This is a genomic window from Deinococcus soli (ex Cha et al. 2016), assembly GCF_001007995.1.
Taxonomy (GTDB): Bacteria; Deinococcota; Deinococci; order Deinococcales; family Deinococcaceae; genus Deinococcus; species Deinococcus soli.
Genome location: NZ_CP011389.1, coordinates 2253221 through 2269347 on the forward strand (window position 1 = coordinate 2253221; position 16127 = coordinate 2269347).

The 16127-nt window shown below is 69.8% G+C and carries 14 protein-coding genes; 5 read left to right on the forward strand and 9 right to left on the reverse strand.

Annotated features, from left to right (window positions below):
- Nucleotides 1-50: 50 nt before the first annotated feature.
- Nucleotides 51-497: a transcriptional regulator NrdR gene (gene nrdR, locus SY84_RS11075; protein ID WP_046844060.1), complete on the forward strand. Its 447-nt coding sequence runs from the start codon at nt 51-53 to the stop codon at nt 495-497.
- Between the two features lie 55 nt (nt 498-552).
- On the opposite strand, the gene SY84_RS11080 is transcribed toward nrdR, so the two are convergent.
- The 7 genes from SY84_RS11080 to SY84_RS11110 all read right to left on the reverse strand — a co-directional run bounded on the left by SY84_RS11080 (nt 553) and on the right by SY84_RS11110 (nt 8258).
- The gene (locus SY84_RS11080; RefSeq protein WP_046844061.1) at nt 553-1509 is read right to left on the reverse strand and encodes a branched-chain amino acid ABC transporter permease; all 957 of its coding nucleotides are present in this window, start codon (nt 1507-1509) and stop codon (nt 553-555) included.
- The gene (locus SY84_RS11085) at nt 1506-2396 is read right to left on the reverse strand and encodes a branched-chain amino acid ABC transporter permease (RefSeq protein WP_046844062.1); all 891 of its coding nucleotides are present in this window, start codon (nt 2394-2396) and stop codon (nt 1506-1508) included. Before SY84_RS11085 ends, SY84_RS11080 begins: the two co-directional genes overlap by 4 nt.
- A 66-nt stretch (nt 2397-2462) precedes the next feature.
- On the reverse strand, nt 2463-3677 hold the full coding sequence (locus tag SY84_RS11090) for an ABC transporter substrate-binding protein (protein WP_052751125.1): 1215 nt from the start codon (nt 3675-3677) through the stop codon (nt 2463-2465).
- 55 nt (nt 3678-3732) lie between these two features.
- Entirely contained in the window at nt 3733-4431 is a 699-nt protein-coding gene (locus tag SY84_RS11095) for an ABC transporter ATP-binding protein (RefSeq protein ID WP_046844063.1), read from the reverse strand.
- Entirely contained in the window at nt 4428-5204 is a 777-nt protein-coding gene (locus SY84_RS11100; protein WP_046844064.1) for an ABC transporter ATP-binding protein, read from the reverse strand. Before SY84_RS11100 ends, SY84_RS11095 begins: the two co-directional genes overlap by 4 nt.
- A 138-nt stretch (nt 5205-5342) precedes the next feature.
- Nucleotides 5343-6812, reverse strand: coding sequence for a potassium/proton antiporter (locus tag SY84_RS11105; RefSeq protein WP_046844065.1), 1470 nt, complete (start codon nt 6810-6812; stop codon nt 5343-5345).
- A 108-nt stretch (nt 6813-6920) separates the two neighbouring features.
- Nucleotides 6921-8258 (reverse strand): lamin tail domain-containing protein, encoded by a 1338-nt coding sequence (locus SY84_RS11110; protein ID WP_046844066.1) that lies wholly within the window; start codon nt 8256-8258, stop codon nt 6921-6923.
- Nucleotides 8259-8489: 231 nt separating this feature from the next.
- Between SY84_RS11110 and pheS the strand changes: the two genes are divergently transcribed.
- From pheS to SY84_RS11125, 3 genes are all read left to right on the forward strand, one after another.
- Nucleotides 8490-9509: a phenylalanine--tRNA ligase subunit alpha gene (gene pheS / locus SY84_RS11115; protein WP_046844067.1), complete on the forward strand. Its 1020-nt coding sequence runs from the start codon at nt 8490-8492 to the stop codon at nt 9507-9509.
- A complete protein-coding gene (locus SY84_RS11120; RefSeq protein WP_046844068.1) occupies nt 9506-9925 on the forward strand; it encodes an NUDIX hydrolase in 420 nt (139 codons plus the stop codon). The genes pheS and SY84_RS11120 overlap by 4 nt, the downstream gene beginning before the upstream one ends.
- A 97-nt stretch (nt 9926-10022) precedes the next feature.
- Nucleotides 10023-12479 carry a phenylalanine--tRNA ligase subunit beta gene (locus SY84_RS11125; protein ID WP_046844069.1) on the forward strand — a complete coding sequence of 819 codons (2457 nt, stop codon included), beginning with the start codon at nt 10023-10025 and terminating at the stop codon, nt 12477-12479.
- 125 nt (nt 12480-12604) lie between these two features.
- On the opposite strand, the gene SY84_RS11130 is transcribed toward SY84_RS11125, so the two are convergent.
- Nucleotides 12605-13594, reverse strand: a complete 990-nt coding sequence (locus SY84_RS11130; RefSeq protein WP_046844070.1) for an NUDIX domain-containing protein — start codon at nt 13592-13594, stop codon at nt 12605-12607.
- A 26-nt stretch (nt 13595-13620) separates the two neighbouring features.
- On the opposite strand from SY84_RS11130, the gene SY84_RS11135 reads away from it, so the two are divergent.
- Entirely contained in the window at nt 13621-14715 is a 1095-nt protein-coding gene (locus SY84_RS11135) for a glycosyltransferase family 4 protein (RefSeq protein WP_052751126.1), read from the forward strand.
- Between the two features lie 184 nt (nt 14716-14899).
- Here the strand turns inward: SY84_RS11135 and SY84_RS11140 are convergent, their stop codons facing one another.
- A complete protein-coding gene (locus SY84_RS11140) occupies nt 14900-16018 on the reverse strand; it encodes an FAD-dependent monooxygenase (protein WP_046844071.1) in 1119 nt (372 codons plus the stop codon).
- Between the last annotated feature and the right edge of the window lie 109 nt (nt 16019-16127).

Sequence of the window (16127 nt, forward strand, 5' to 3'; positions counted from 1 at the left end):
TGCCCCACGTCCGCACCGCGCCCCGACCGTTCCCGCCGGGCGGTCCCGGCATGAGATGCCCGTACTGCTCCGCGCCGGACAGCAAGGTCGTGAACTCCCGGCCCAGCGACGACGGGGCCAGCATCCGCCGCCGCCGCGAATGCCTGAACTGCGCCCGGCGCTTCACCACCTACGAACGCGCGCAGCTCGAACCGCTGATGGTCGTCAAACGCAGCGGCCCGCGCGAGGCGTTCAACCCCGACAAGCTGCTGCGCGGGCTGGTGCTGGCCACCGAGAAACGCCCCGTGGATCAGGACCTGCTGCGCGCCTTCGCGTACGGCTTCGAGGACGAGGTGCAGACCGGCGAGATCCGCAGCGAGGAGATCGGCCGCCGCGCCATGACCTTCCTGCGGCCCCTGGACGACGTGGCGTACATCCGCTTCGCGAGCGTGTACCGCGACTTCGACAGCCTGGAGCGCTTCATCGAGGAGATCCGCGGCCTGAAAGACGAGCAGTGACCGCAAAAGGAGGGCCGCCCGGCTAGGTGCGCGGGCGGCCCTCTTCCTGTGCCCCTTACCGGCGGCGCCGCCAGTGTTGCAGTGTCCCCACCACGCCCCGGCGGAAGAACAGCACGACCAGCACGAACACCACGCCCGTCACGATGCCCACCGGGAGGTTCGCGGTGGTCAGCACGTCACGCAGCAGCAGCACGATACCCGCGCCGATCACTGGGCCGAACAGGGTGGTGGTGCCGCCCAGCAGGGTCATCATGACGACCTCGCCGGACGTGCGCCAGTTCACGACCTCCAGGCTGACCACGCCGTGCCCGAAGGTGTACATCGCGCCCGCCAGTCCGGCCAGCCCGGCACTCAGCAGGAACGCCGTGAACTTGAAGCGCGCGGGGTTGTACCCGACGCTCTGCGCGCGCTGCTCGCTGTCCCGCACCGCCTGCTGCGCCTGCCCGAAGGGACTGCGCACCGCGCGGTACGCCACGCCGAAGCCCAGCGCGAACAGCACGAGGCACACGTAGTACCGCACCTGCGCGTCACTGAAATCCAGACCGAACAGGCTGGGCCGCGCGAAGCCCTGCAACCCGTTCTCACCGCCGGTCAGGTCCGTCCACTGCAGCGCCAGGAAGGACACCATCTGCGCGAACGCCAGCGTGATCATGCTGAAGTAGATGCCGCTGGAGCGGACGCTGAGGTACGCGACCGGTACCGCCAGCGCCAGCGCGCCCAGCGTGCCGCCCGCGAGGGCCACCGGGACGCTCTGCCCGTGCCCCAGCAGGTACGCGGTCAGGTACGCGCTGGTGCCCCAGAACGCCGCGTGCCCGAACGACAGCAGGCCGCTGAAACCGAACAGCAGGTCGAACGCCACCGCGAAGAGGCCCCAGGCCAGGATGTCCAGTGCCAGCACCGGGTAGATCAGGTGCGGCAGCGCCAGCAGCAGGACGCCCAGGCCGATCAGCCACGCGGCGCGGGTCACGCGGGCTGGATCGCGCGTCACCCCCAGTTTCGAGACGGCGCTCACCGCGCCCCCTCAGGCAGGCCGAACAGCCCACTAGGGCGCACGAGCAGGACCAGGGCCATCAGGATGAACACCAGCGTGTTCGCGATCGGCGGGTACACCGCCGCGCCCACCGCCGCCAGCACGCCCACCGCGAAACCGGTCACGACCGAGCCCAGGATGCTGCCCATCCCGCCGATCACGACCACCGCGAACGTCGTGATGATCAGCTCGGCGCCCATGTACGGCTCGACCGAGTAGATCGGCGCGGCCAGCACGCCCGCCAGCCCGGCCAGCGCCGCGCCCACCGCGAACACGCCCGTCACCCACAGGCTCACGTTGATGCCGAACGCCCGCGTCACCACCGGGTTCTCGGTACTGGCACGGATGATCGCGCCCACGCGCGTCTTCTCGATCACGAACCACGTGAGCAGGCACACGACCAACGACAGGGCGATCACGAACAGGCGGTACTTCGGGAACACCACGAAGCCCAGGTTCACCACGCCCGACAGCACCTCGGGCGGCGAGTACGGCGCGCTCGACACCGCGAAACGGCTCAGCATCACCTGCTTCACCAGGTCCTGCGTGAGCAGCGTCAGGCCGAAGGTCAGCAGCAGGTTGTAACTGGGCTCCAGCCCGTACAGCCGCGACAGCAGCCCACGTTCCAGCACTACACCCAGCAGGCCCACCAGCAGCGGCGCCAGAATCAGCGACGGCCAGAAGCCCAGGCCCAGCAATTGCCCCAGCGCGAACGCCGCGAACGCGCCCAGCATGTACAGCGCGCCGTGCATGAAATTCACGATCCGCAGCATCCCGAAGATCACCGCGAGGCCCAGCGACAGCAGCGCGTAGAACGCGCCGTTCACCAGACCGTTGAACACCTGAATCAAGAGTAACTGTGTATTCATAAGCGTCCGGGGGTCATAGAGTCCGAGGGGCCAGTTCAGCCCCTCAGACTGCTTAGACCGCCTTCCTCACATGCGGCACTTGTTCTCGCTCAGGGGCATGAAGGCCTTCGCGGCGGGAATGGTGTTCAGGCGCCTGTAGATGTCCCCGGCTTCCTTGGACTCGCTCTTGCCCTTGACCTGCACGACCTGCACGTCGAGGATCACGCGGTGGTCCTGGGGGCGGATCGTGGCGTTGCGCGCGAAGAAGTCGTCGAAGGAGTGGCCTTCGAGCGCCCTGACGACCGCGTCGCTGTTGTCGCTCTTGGCGCGCGCCACGGCGTTCAGGTACTGCAGGGTCGCGGAGTACACGCCCGCCTGAGCCCAGGTGGGTTTCTTCCCGAAGGCCTTCTCGAAGCGCCCGGCCCACTGGCGGGAACGCGCGTCGAAGTTCCAGAACCACGGCACGGTGGCGATCGCGCCCGCGAAGGCGTCCTGGCCCAGCGCGGCCACGTCGGTCTCGAACAGCAGGCCGATGCCCAGGCCGATGCCCTGTTTCTTCAGGCCGAACTCGTTGTACTGCTTGACGACGTTCACGAGGTCGTTCCCGGCCTGCATGGTCCCGAAGATCCTGGGCCGCACGCTCTGGGCCTTGAGCAGGTACGAGCTGAAATCCGTGTTCGGGAAGGGCGTGGCGTCGCTGGGCGCGGCCAGTTTCCCGCCGTTCTCCTGCACGGCCGACACCATCTGCCGGTTCAGGTCCTGCCCGAACGCGTAGTTGGGGTAGATGATGTACCAGCTGTTCCCGCCGCGTTTGGTGACGGCGGTGCCGGTGCCGTTGGCGAGCATGTAGTTGTCGTACGCGTAGTGGAAGGTGTACTTGTTGCACTTCTCGTTCGTCAGGGCGGTGGTGGCGCCGGTCACGACCATGGCGACCGTCTTCTTCTGCCGGGCGACCTCGGTGGCGGCCAGCGCGGCGCTGCTGGTCGGCATGTCCACCAGCATGTCCACGTTCTGCCGGTCGATCATCTCGGCGGCCTTGTTCCCGGCCACGTCCGCCTTGTTCTGGTGGTCCACGCCGATGACGCTGACCTTCCCGGCGTACGCGCGGTTCGCTTTCATGAAGTCCTCGGCGGCCATCTGCGCGGCCTTCACGCTGCCCTGCCCGGACAGCTCGGAGTACACGCCGGACAGGTCGGTCAGGACGCCCACCCTGATGCTCCCGTCGGACAGGGACTGGGCGGACGCGGCGGGCGCCAGAAGCAGGGCGGTCAGGGCCAGGACGGCGGTGTGGGTCTTGTTCATGGGACAACCTCCAGAGGAGTGAATGGCAGTGCAGGAATGGGGGAGAGGGGCGGGCCTACACGCTGAGGTAGCGCAGCAGGTCCTCCCGACGGGCCTCGACCTGCTCGCGCGGCACCTCGTCCACGATCTGCCCGTCCACGAACACGTAGTGCCGGTCCGCGAGGCGCGAGGCGAACTTCAGGTTCTGCTCGACCAGCAGCACCGCCATGCCGCTCTGGCGCAGCGTGTCGATGATCTCGCCGATGCGCTGCACGATCACGGGCGCCAGCCCCTCGCTGGGCTCGTCGAGCAGCAGCAGCTTCGGCCCGGCGCGCAGCACGCGCACCATCGCCAGCATCTGCTGCTCGCCGCCCGAGAGCTTGCTGCCCGGGTGATGCCCGCGCTCACGCAGCACCGGGAACGCGTCGTAGATGCGCTCGGTGCTCCAGCCTCCGGGGCGGCTGGGCGGCAGTTCGAGGTTCTCGCGGACGGTCAGGGTGCTGAGGATCGCGCGTTCCTCCGGCACCCACGCCAGCCCCTGCGCCGCCACGCGGTTGCTGGGCAGGCGGCTGATGTCCTGCCCGCCGAACGTGATCTGCCCCGTGCGGCTGCGCAGCACGCCCATCACGCTCTTGAGCGTCGTGGTCTTCCCGGCGCCGTTGCGGCCGATCAGGCTGACCACCTCGCCCGGGTTCACGTGCAGGGTCACGCCGCGCAGCACGTGACTCTGGCCGTAGAAGGCGTTCAGTTCCTGCACGGACAGGAGCGGCGTCACGCGTGCCCCCCGTCCTCACCCAGGTACGCCTCAATTACGCGCGGGTCGCGCCGCACGTCCTCGTAGCGGCCACTGGCGAGCACCGAGCCGTACTGCAACACCGTGATCCGGTCGGCGAGTTCCGCCACGACGCTCATGTTGTGTTCCACGAGCACCACCGTCCGCCCGCGTGCCACCTGCCGCACCAGCGCGATCACCCGCGCGATGCCCTCCGAGCCCATGCCGGACGTGGGTTCGTCCAGCAGCAGCACGCGCGGGTCCTGCGTCATGGAGATCCCGATCTCCAGCTGCCGTTTCTCCCCGTGGCTCAGGTCCGCCGCCAGCCGCCCTGGCATGCCGCCCAGGCCCACGTCCGCGAGGATCGCGTCCGCCCGCTCGCCCAGCGACTCCAGCCGCGAGAGCGGCACCCAGAACCGGTGCGGGAGCGGCGTGGGCGACTGGAGCGCCACCAGCACGTTCTCCCGCACGCTCAGGGTCGGGAAGACCGAGCTGATCTGAAACGACCGGGACAGGCCCCGGCGCACGATCTCGAAGGGCCTCAGGGTGTCCACCCGCTCGCCGAACAGCCGCACCTCGCCCGCCGTGGGTTTCAGGAAGCCCGACAGCAGGTTGAAGAGCGTGGTCTTCCCGGCCCCGTTCGGGCCGATGATCGCGTGAATCTCCCCGTCATGAACCTGCAGGTTCACGTCGTTCGTGGCGCGGAATCCCCGGAAGTCCTTGACCAGCCCCCGCGCCTCCAGCGCAATGGCCGGTGCGGGGGCCGCCCTGTCCATGTGAACCGACGTCGCCGTCACGGCGCGCCGGATGCCTCTTGTCGCATCACTCCTCCCCCCATGTTGTGTGGTCTGGGAGGAGCCTAGCGGGCGCGCGTCACGGTGTCGTTACACTTTGACCGGCGCGGACCGGACGGGTCAGGCGGGGCCGGGACGCCCCAGCGTGCGGCGCACCTCGCGCAGTTCCTCCGGTCCGGCCAGCACGAGCACCTGATCCCCGCCGCGCAGGTCCGTCGCGCCGCGCGGAATGAGGTACTCCCCGGCGCGGTTGATCAGGATGACCAGCGCCTCGGGCGGCAGGTGCAGGTCCACGATCCGCTGCCCGTCGGCGGCGCTGCCCGGGGCGACCTCCACCTCGACCATGTTGTTGCGGTCGTGTCCGGTGGGCGTGTACGTGATCGGGGACGCCGCGTTCACCGGCAGCGCCTCGCGCACGTGCAGGAACCGTGCCACGAGCGTCAGGGTGGTGCCCTGCAGGAGCACGCTGACGAGCACGATGAAGAACACGATGTTGAACAGCGTCTGCGCCTGCGGCACGCCCGCCAGCAGCGGGAAGGTCGCCAGGACGATCGGCACCGCGCCGCGCAGGCCCACCCACGCCACCATGCTCTTCTCGTTCAGCGGCATCTTCGCGCGGGCCAGCGCCAGGTACACGCTGACCGGCCGCGCCAGAAAGACCAGCACGAGCGCGCACGCGATGGCCAGGCCCGCCGTGGGCAGCAGTTCGTGCGGGTTGACGAGCAGGCCCAGCGTGAGGAACATCGCCACCTGCATCAGCCACGACAGCCCGTCATGGAAGCCGATCAGCGAGCGCTTGTGAATGAAGTCCGCGTTGCCCAGGATCACGCCCGCGATGTAGATCGCCAGGAAGCCGCTGCCGCCCGCGACCGCCGTGCCCGCGAAGATCGTCAGGGCCAGCGCCAGGGACAGCACCGAGTACAGGCCCTCGAACTGCAGTTGCAGGCGGTTCAGGACCCACAGCGCCCCCCGCCCCAGCACCACCCCGAACACCGCGCCCAGCAGCATCTGCTTGACGAACAGTGGCACGATGCTCAGCACGCCCAGCCCCGGATTCGCGATCAGTTCCAGCAGGCCCACGGTCAGGAAGACCGCCATCGGGTCGTTCCCGCCGGACTCGAATTCCAGCAGCGGCGCCACGTCCCCCTTCAGGCCCAGCTGCCGCTCCTTGAGCACGCTGAACACCGCACTGGCGTCCGTGCTGCTGACCACCGCGCCCAGCAGCCACGCCGTCAGCCACGGGAAGCCGAACGCGTAATGCACGAACGCCGCCATGATCCCGGCGGTGCCCAGCACCCCGACCGTCGCCAGACTCAGGCCGCGGCGCACCACGGGCCGCGTGTGCGCCCAGTTCGTATCCAGGCCGCCCTGGAACAGGATGAAGCACAGCGCCACCGTCCCGATCGCCTGCGCCAGCCGGTAATCGTGAAACTGGATGCCCAGCCCGTCGGACCCTGCCAGCATGCCCACCCCCAGGAAGAGCAGCAGGCCCGGAATGCCCAGCCGCCCCCCGATGCGACTCATGAGCAGGCTGCCCAGCAGCAGCACCCCGACAATCAGCAGGAACAGTTCGGCGTGCACTTCACCCATGCGGTCTCCAGATCATGCGTGTCATCTTTTCATGCGCCTGGACACGTAAAACAGGACCGGCCGCCCAGAAGCGGGCCGCCGGTCAGGAACGTGAAGATTAGATGAAGATCAGAGGTCCTTCGCCAGCCAGCGCACGATGTTCTTGCCCATCGCGGCGTTGCTGAGGTTCGGCCAGTTGTTGTACGTGCCGGTACTGCCGTCCGAGTACGTGTTGTCCCCGAAGGTGCTGCTGTCGCCCCACATCGCCACGCGCCCGGACCCGACGTTGTTCACCGCGAGGTACGTCTTGCCGCCCGTGCCCATCAGCGCCGTGCCCGTCAGTACGTCCACGCTGGTGCCCACGTACACCCCGGCGCTGCTCACGCCACTGAGGATCGGGTGGGTGGTCACGGGGGTCGCCGTGTACACCGGATCGCTGAAGCTGGAGTTGAACGACGCGCCCAGACCGAAGATCACGTCGCTGTTCAGGCTGGCCTGCAGGGTGCTGCCCACGCTGGCGGGCGTGCTGCCGTCCCAGCCGTTGAAGACCTCCGGGCTGTCCCAGCCGTTGTTGTTGCGGTCACTGACGCGGTGATCGGTGATCATGAACACGCCGCCGCCGTTCTGCACGAACGACTGGATCGCGGCGCGCTCCGCGTCACTGAAGGGATTCTGCGGCTCGGGAATGACCAGCACCGACGCGCCTGACAGGCTGGTGGACGTGATGCTCGTGCCTGTCAGGCTGCTCACCGTGTAGCCCAGCCCGCGCAGGGCACTGGCGTAATCGCTGTACGCTCCGTCGATGCGCCAGTCGGCGTTCCCGGCGTCCTCGGCCTTCGTCAGGTCGAACAGGACCTTCTTCCCGGTCGTGCCCCCGCCGCCGGTCTCGCCACCGTTCGCCGCGCCGGGCGTGCTGACCTGCACCTTGAAATCCACGCTGTTCGCGTTCGTGTCCGACCCGTCCGGCACGCGCGCCAGGGCGCTGCCCGCCCCGGTCGTGGGCGCCGGGCTGCCCTCACCCCTGTTGCTGCTGGGCGTACCGTACGCCACTGCGTCAATGATGGTGGTGCTCTTCAGGAGGCGCAGGCTGCCCGAGCCGTTGTTCAGGTCCGCGCCCACGTTCACCAGGGTGCGGCTGGCCACGGTCGTGTCCTGCGCCACCACGAAGTACCCGCTCGCCGGGATCGTGCCCGACAGGGTGATCGTGCGGTACTGCGTGCCCGCCGTGTCGAACGCCGCCAGCGTGTAGCCGCTCAGGCTCGCGCCCGCCGGGCCCTTCAGTTCGATGAACGTCCCCACGTCCGTGCTGGGCGAATCGTAGTACAGCTCGTTGATGACCGGCTCACCCGCCGCTGCCAGGGCAGACAGGTTCGGCGCCGCCGAGGCGGGGGTGCGACCACAGGAAGACAACGCAAGGGAAACGGAGGCCAGCAGCACGAAGCCGCGCCGGACAGTTGAATTGAACATCGGACTACCATTCTGCCCCCAGTTGTCAAGCCGATGTCAACACCGCCCGGTCACTTGTGCCCCGCCCGCGCCCGGACCTGCTACCCTGAACCCCATGACGCCCCGGACCGGTACACCTTCGCCGTTTACCCGCACCGGGGTCACGCTCGCCTGAACAGGTCGCAGCGCGTCACCCCGCCCGCACCCGCGAGGCGGGGCTTTTTCATTCCCCCCACAGGAGGAACCAGAGCCATGCAGCACGAAGCCATCCCCGAAATCCAGGCGGCCACCACCCTCGAAGCGCTCCAGACCGTCAAGACCAAGTACGTCGGCAAGAGCGGGCTCGTCACCCGCGAACTCGGCACGCTGGGCAAACTCCCCCCCGAGGAACGCAAGGCGCGCGGCGCAGAAATCAACGCCGTCCGTCAGGCCATCCAGGACGCCCTCGACACCCGCGAAGCCACCCTCAAGCGCGAAGCCCTCGACGCCCAGCTCGCCAGCGAGGCGATCGACGTCACCCTCCCCGGCCTCCCCCTCCCGAGTGGCGGCCTGCACCCCATCAACCGCGTCTACGACGACCTCACCGGCATCTACGAACGCCTCGGGTACACCGTCGTCGAGGGGCCCGAAGTCGAGGACGAACACCACAACTTCGAAGCGCTGAACGTCCCCTGGTACCACCCCGCCCGCGACCTCCAGGACACCTTCTGGCTCGAGGACGGCCGCCTGCTGCGCACCCACACCAGCCCCATGCAGATCCGCTACATGGTCGACCACGAACCCGACCTGAAGATCGTCGTGCGCGGCAAGGTCTACCGCTACGAAGCCACCGACGCCACCCACGAAAGCATGTTCCACCAGCTCGAAGGCCTCGTCGTGGGCGACCACATCAGCATGGCCGACCTGAAAGGCACCATCGCCGAGATGGCCCGCGGCCTCTACGGCCCCGGCGCCAAGGTCCGCTTCCAGCCCAGCTACTACCCCTTCGTGGAACCCGGCGCGGACTTCGCCGTGTACTGGGACAACCCCCGCGGCGAGAGCAAATGGCTCGAACTCGGCGGATGCGGCATGGTGCACCCCAACGTCTTCAAGGCCGTGGACGACCTCCGCGAAGCGCAGGGCAAGGCGCGCGTGTACGAAGGCAAGACCGGCTTCGCGTTCGGCCTCGGCCCGGAACGCATCGCCATGCTCAAGTACAAGATCCCCGACATCCGCTACTTCTACGCCAACGACCCCCGCGTGATCGGGCAGTTCCGGGGAGAACTGGAGTGAGGGCCCGCGCCGTCGCCATCATCCTGAATGACAGGGCCGAGGTGCTCCTCATGCTCCGGCGTAAGGCGGGCCGCGCGTATGCCACGCTGCCCGGCGGCGGCATCGAGGACGGCGAGACGCCCGCGCAGGCCTGCGTGCGCGAGGTGCTGGAGGAAGTGAACCTGACCGTCACGGTCGGCCCGCCCCTCCTCGTGCTGGAGAACATCGGCAACCTCGAGCACTACTTCCGGGCGCAGGTGCAGTCCGGCGAGATGCGCCTCGGCGACGGCCCCGAAGCGATCCGCAGCAGCGACGAGAACTGGTACTCGCCGCAGTGGGTGCCCCTCACGGACCTGGAAAGCGTGAACCTCGTGCCGGAGCGGGCACGGGACCTGGTGCGCGAGGTGGCAGGGACCGCCGCGCCCCAACACGACTGACAGCAGGCTGAAACTGAAGATTCTGTCTCCCTCTCCTGTCGCGGAGAGGGCCGGGATAAGGGGGTTCCCTGCCCCCGACCAACTCAAGAGGTACTCAATGAAAATTCCGTATTCGTGGTTGAAGGAACTGGTGCCGGGTCTGCCGGTGGTGTCGGAGCTGGAGCCGATTCTGGCGGGGCTGGGTCTGCCCCTGGAGGGCGTGGAGGAGGTCGCCGCGCCGCCGGCGGGGGTGCTGCTGGTGGCGGTGAAGGCGGCCGAGGCGATGCCGGGCACGCAGCTGACGAAACTGACGCTGGATGTCGGTGAGCACGGCGAGAAGGTCATCGCGTCGGGTGCAGGGAACGCAGTGGGGCTGCCTGCCGGGACGATGCTGGCGCTGGTGTCGCCGGGCACGGAGCTGGGCGGCCTGACGTACGGCGTGCGGGCGTTGCAGGGCGTGGAGTCCTGGGGCATGGCGGCCAGCGCCAAGGAACTGGGCCTGGGCGAGAGCAGCGCGGGCCTGATGCTGTTCCCCGCCGGGACGGCGCAGCCCGGGACGCCCCTGCGGGAGCTGTGGGCGGCGGATCACGTGCTGGACGTGGAGGTCACCCCGAACCGCGCGGACGTGCTGAGTGCGCTGGGGCTGGCGCGGGATCTGGCGGCGTTCCTGAAACTGGACCTCGTGCAGCCCCCGATGGGGCCGCAGGCGGTGGGGGAGGGCGAGATCCGCGTGTCCCTGCCCGAGAAGGGCATCCGCATCGAGCGGGACCCGACGCAGAAGCTGCGCTTCGGCTGCGACCGCTTCGTGGCCCGCACCGTCAGTGGGCTGCGCAACGGTCCGGCGCCGCTGTGGATGCAGCGCCGCGTGACCCTGGCGGGCATGCGGTCCATCGACCTGATCGTGGATACCAGCAACTACGTGATGCTGGAACTGGGCCAGCCGACGGCGCTGTACGACCGCCGGGACGTGCGGGGCGATCAGATTCTGGTGGCGTTCGGGCTGCGTCAGGGCGAGGTCGTGCGGGACCTGATGGGCGGCGAGCATGAGGTCGGCCCGGAGGACCTGCTGATCCTCGACGGCGCGCAGCCCGGGGTGTCCACTGTCGCGGAGGCCTTCGAGACCGCCGGGCGGCCCAAGCCGGGTGACACGGTGCTGGGCATCGCGGGCATCATGGGCGGCGACCGCGGGCACGTGCGCGCGGACACGACGGACGTGGTGATCGAGGTGGCGCACTTCGATCCGGTGCTGCTGCGCCGCACGAGCACCCGCCTGGGCCTGAAGACCGACGCCGTGTACCGCTACGAGCGCGGCGTGGACCCCCTGCTGCCCGAACGCGCGGCGGCCCGCCTGGTGGGCCTGCTGGGCGACGCGGGTGGACAGGTGCACCCCGGCGCGACCGTCGTGGGCGACCCCGAGATTCCGGGCCGGATTGAGGCGACGGGCGAGCAGATCCGCGCGCTGCTGGGCATGCCCGTGGACACCGCCGAGATGCGCGGCATCCTCACCCGCCTGGGCTGTGTCGTGGAGGGCGAGGGGGACACGCTGAGCGTCCTGCCGCCCTCGTGGCGGGTGGATATGGCGATCTGGCAGGACCTCGCCGAGGAGGTCGCGCGCCTGCACGGCTTCGTGCACCTCCCCGAGACCCTGCCCACCCTGCGCGTGCACGAGAGCAACCTCGGCGCGGAGAAGCCCGGCGTGGCCCGCGCGACCCTGCGCCGCACCCTGGCCGGACTGGGCGCGCAGGAGGTCGTCACGTACACCTTCACCAGCGACGAGGAGGCCGGGAAGGCCCGCACCGAGCGGCCCGGCGTGCGCCTGCGCAACCCCCTGACCGCCGACCGCACCGGGCTGCGCACCGCGCTGTACCCCAGCCTCGTGAAGGCCGCGCAGGCCCACGCGAAGGGCGACCGCGCGCTGATCTTTGAGATGGGCCGCATCTTCCCCGCCAGCGGCGAGACCGAACGTGTGGGCCTCCTGATGCGCGGCCCGCTGGCGCCCCGCACCGATCAGGCAGGCGTTGCCGGGGACTTCCGCGCGTTCAAGGGCCTCGTGGAATCCCTGGCGGGCACCCTGGGCGCCAGCTTCGAACTGCGCCAGCTGCGCGGCGACGCCGTACCAGCGGCCCTGCACCCCGGTATCGCGGGCGAGGTCGTCTGGAACGGGCAGAGCGTCGGCTGGCTCGGCGCGCTGCACCCCGAGATCGCCCAGGCGTTCGGCCTGAAAGGCGACACGTTCCTCATGGAAGCCGCGCTGCCCCTCCCGGGCCGCGAGTGGGCGTTCCGCGACCCCAGCCGCGCCCCCGCCGCGTGGCGCGACCTCGCCGTCATCACCCCCACCGGTGTCAGCTACGGCGAGATCGCCGCGCTGCTGCGCGAACACGGCGGCACCCTTCTGGAAAGCGTGGAACCCTTCGACGTGTTCACCGGCGAGCAGATCGGCGCGGGCAACCGCTCCGTCGCCGTGCGCCTCGTCTTCCGCGGCGACAAGACCCTCACCGACGCCGAAGTCGATCCCGTCATGGACGCACTCATGGGCGCCGTCCGCGCGCAGGGCTGGAGTATCCGCGAGAAGTGAAGCTCGCTCCCTTTCCCCTCGTGGGGCTCGCAGAGCTGCGGAGCAGAGAGGGTGGGGGTGAGGGGGCGTGTGACCCACTCGACCTGATCAGGGAGGCCAAGGCCGCGCGCTCTGGCCTCCTCTGGTTACTGGGCGGGGGTGTCCCCGTGCGTGCGCCACCAGCGGAGGTTGGCGCGGATCAGTTCGCCGCTCAGGTCCTCTTCGCCCGGCAGGTCGGCGGGGCTGAACCACCCGACCTCCAGCACCTCGCCGTCCTGCGGGGTGAGGGTGCCGGTGACGCCCTGGGCGCGGTGCAGAACGGACACGTTGTCGATGACGTGCCCGTTCGGGTACGTGAAGCGGTACTCCGGCCCGGCGAACATGTGCAGCGGCTCAAGGTGAGCGGCGCGCAGGCCGGTCTCCTCGTGCAATTCCCGCGCGGCAGTCTGGGCGAAGGCCTCGCCGGGTTCCAGGCTGCCGCCGGGCAGGGTCCACAGGCGGGTGTGCCCGTGCCGCAGCAGCAGGAGGCGCCCCTGTTCGTCGGTGACAAGGACGTTCGAGCCGGGTGCGAACCAGGGGCGCGGGCCGATCACGCGCCGCAACTCCATCAGGAAATTCCCGACCGGCGGTGCGGGTGGCGTGGGGGCCAGGGGCAGGGGCGGCAGGCCCGCGCGGGTGCGCAGGACGTTCAGGCTGGCGTGGTTGGCATTGTTGCTCAGGTCCGGCAGGGCGTCCAGCGGGAACCAACGGAGTTCCAGGGTCTCGCCGCTGTCGTCCGGCGCGGCCTGCTCCAGCGCGGCGGCGGGGAGCGTGCCGTGCGCCCGCATCCCGATGATGTAGATCTCGTGCCCGTTCGGGTAGCGGTGGAACAGCTCCGGGCCGTCCTGCAACCCCTCGGGCAGCGGCAGCAGGGTCAGGTTCGGGCAGTCCAGCCCGGTCTCCTCGAACAGTTCGCGGCGGGCGCCGATCAGGAAGTCTTCGCCGGGTTCCAGCGCGCCGCCCGGTTCGCCCCACAGGCCGTCGTCGCCGCGGCGTTGCAGCAGCACCCGCCCGTGCTCGTCCTGGATCAGGACGCCCACGGCGGCGGCCATCAGGGGCGCGTTGCCCCATACCTCACGCAGTTCCATCAGGGTCATCGGGGCTTACGGTACCCTGCCGGGTGATGAGGACCGATGCTGCGCCGCTGCGCGTGCTGTTCGTGACCGACGCGCCCGCCGTGGGCGGCAGCGAGGTCTACATGCGCGAGATCATTCCCCCCATGCGCGCCCACGGGGTGCACGCCGAGGTCGCCATGCCGGACGTACCGGGCACCGCCGACTTCCGCGCGCAGATTCAGGAACGCGGCATTCCCGTGCACGCCTACCGCACCCTGGACGAGGTGGCCCGCGTAGAGAGCGAGGGGCAGGGCTTCGACCTGACGATCCTGAGCAGCTGGAACCCGCGCGGGTACCGCAAGTACTACCGCGCGCTGCGCGGGCCGTTCGTGTCCCTGGTGCACGACCAGCTCATGCTGCACATTCCGGGCCTGCCGCAGGGCGTGTACCGCGCGTGCTACGAGTGGTTGCAGGCCGGGGACATCCGCGGCGCGCAGCACGTGATCACCGTGTCCGAGTGGGGCGCGGCGTACCTGCGGCGTCACCACCGCATGACCCAGGTGCACGCCGTGCCGAACGGCGTGGACACCGTGAAGTTCCGCCCCGGCGACCCGGGGGAGCGCGCCGCGCTGCGCGGGCGCCTGGGCTTTACCGGTTTCACGGTGCTGAACCCGGCCCGCATGAGCATCGAGAAGAACCACCCGGCGGTCATCGCCACGGCGTGGCAGGCGCCGGAACTGCACTTCGTCTTGGTGGGGACCGGGTACCTGGAACCCGCCCTGAAACGCGCCGCGCCGCGCAACGTGACGTTCCTGGGCAAACGGCACGACATGCCAGACCTGTACCGCGCGGCGGACGTGGTCCTGCAACCCACCATCGCGGAGAACCAGTCCCTGGCGACCCTGGAAGCCCTGGCGAGCGGCACGCCGGTCGTCACGAACGACATCCCCGCGCAGCGCGAACTGATCCGCATGGGTCAGGAGGGCCTGCTCGTGCGCGGCGGCGCCCCCGGCTACGCGGCGGCCCTGCGGGCCCTGGCCGCCCACCCGGACGCCCTGCGCCGCATGGGCCTCGCGGCGCGCCAGAGCGTGCTGGACGGCCACACGCTGGACGGCAACGCCCGCCACCTCGCCACGCTACTCACGGAACTGGCCGGGCGCTGACGGCCTGGGCGAGTCACTGACAGCGGTGTCCAGTTCCATTGAAGGGCCAACGTCACGCCCTTCGATGCCACTTCCAACCGCTGGTGTTGTCAGGTGCTCGCTCTGCGGCGCAGCTCTTCGAGTCCGCTCGTTCAGGAGCATTGAAGGTGCTTTTCAATACTCCTGAATGCTGCTGTGAGTCGCCTCAGCCGTCGTAGAAGGTCTCGATGCGCTGGCGGGCCAGTTCAGGGCTGAGTTTCAGGGCGGCGTTGCGCAGCAGCCGGGCCGGGCCGCGCAGCTGGCCGATCTGGCCCAGGTGCCGGGACTGCTGCACCATGCTGTTCGCGGTGCCCTCGCGGGCGCGCTGGTAGGCGGGCAGCGCCAGTGAGAGCGGCAGCCCGCTGCACAGCGCCTGCGCCAGGGCGTCGGCGTCCTGCAGGGCCTGCGCGGCGCCCTGCCCGAGGTTCGGGGTGGTGGCGTGCGCGGCGTCCCCGATCAGGACGGCCCGGCCCCGGTGCCAGTGGGGCAGCGGGTCGATGTCGCTGAGTTCCACCGGGTGAATGCGGTCCTCCTGGGTGTGGGCGATGAGTTCGATCACCTGGTCGGGGAAGTCGCGGTACTCGCGCAGCAGGTCGGTCTTCCTGCGGGTCTGCCCGGGGGCGGTGTGGATGGGCGCGTGCCAGTACGTGACGCCGGGCGCGATGCGGAAGAACGTGAAGCGGTGCCCGCGCCCCCAGAACTCCACGAAGGACTCGCGGTACTCGGGCAGTGGGTCGATGTTCGTCAGGCCCCGGTACGCGATCTGCCCGGTGCTCACCAGTCGCGCCTCGGGCATCAGCAGGTCGCGGGCGCGGGAGACGCGGCCCTCGGCGTCCACGAGCAGCCCGGCGTTCACGCGGGTGCCGTCCGTGAAGGTCACCGCGACCTGATGCGCGTCCTGCGTGAGGCCCAGCAGGCGGCGGCCGGTGTGCACCGTGCCGTCCGGGAGGCTTGCGGCCAGCGCGCGGTGCAGCGCCGTTCTGGAGATCGCGTACAGGCCGCGGCCGTGCGCGCGGGCCACCTCGCGCTGGTCGCGGTGGTACAGCACGCGCCCGCCCGCGTCGATGATCTGCATGTCGCGCAGGGCGAGCCCATGGGTGTCCAGCACGTCCGCCACGCCCAGCCGTTCCAGGATGCGGGCGCTGTTCGGCGGGATGATCAGCCCGCCCCCGATGGACTGGAGCTGCGGTGCGGCCTCGTGCACGTGGATGGACTGGCCGCGCAGGGTCATGGCGCGGGCGAAGGCCAGGCCGCTGATACCGGCCCCGACGACGTGAATGTTCATGGGCACCCTCCGGGGGTGTGAATAGCGAAGGCGGGCGCGGCTTTTTGCCGTGCTGGACGTTGTTGCGCTGAGTATTCGCCTGAGCGGGTGGGCCGGTTGTCCCGCCCGG

What these genes read in the sequence shown, in the direction of transcription:
- nrdR (WP_046844060.1), top strand. Translation starts at nt 51, where the DNA reads ATGAGATGCCCGTACTGCTCCGCGCCGGACAGCAAGGTCGTGAACTCC.
- SY84_RS11085 (WP_046844062.1), bottom strand. Translation starts at nt 2,396, where the DNA reads ATGAATACACAGTTACTCTTGATTCAGGTGTTCAACGGTCTGGTGAAC.
- SY84_RS11090 (WP_052751125.1), bottom strand. Translation starts at nt 3,677, where the DNA reads ATGAACAAGACCCACACCGCCGTCCTGGCCCTGACCGCCCTGCTTCTG.
- SY84_RS11100 (WP_046844064.1), bottom strand. Translation starts at nt 5,204, where the DNA reads ATGGACAGGGCGGCCCCCGCACCGGCCATTGCGCTGGAGGCGCGGGGG.
- SY84_RS11105 (WP_046844065.1), bottom strand. Translation starts at nt 6,812, where the DNA reads ATGGGTGAAGTGCACGCCGAACTGTTCCTGCTGATTGTCGGGGTGCTG.
- SY84_RS11110 (WP_046844066.1), bottom strand. Translation starts at nt 8,258, where the DNA reads ATGTTCAATTCAACTGTCCGGCGCGGCTTCGTGCTGCTGGCCTCCGTT.
- pheS (WP_046844067.1), top strand. Translation starts at nt 8,490, where the DNA reads ATGCAGCACGAAGCCATCCCCGAAATCCAGGCGGCCACCACCCTCGAA.
- SY84_RS11125 (WP_046844069.1), top strand. Translation starts at nt 10,023, where the DNA reads ATGAAAATTCCGTATTCGTGGTTGAAGGAACTGGTGCCGGGTCTGCCG.
- SY84_RS11130 (WP_046844070.1), bottom strand. Translation starts at nt 13,594, where the DNA reads ATGACCCTGATGGAACTGCGTGAGGTATGGGGCAACGCGCCCCTGATG.
- SY84_RS11135 (WP_052751126.1), top strand. Translation starts at nt 13,621, where the DNA reads ATGAGGACCGATGCTGCGCCGCTGCGCGTGCTGTTCGTGACCGACGCG.
- SY84_RS11140 (WP_046844071.1), bottom strand. Translation starts at nt 16,018, where the DNA reads ATGAACATTCACGTCGTCGGGGCCGGTATCAGCGGCCTGGCCTTCGCC.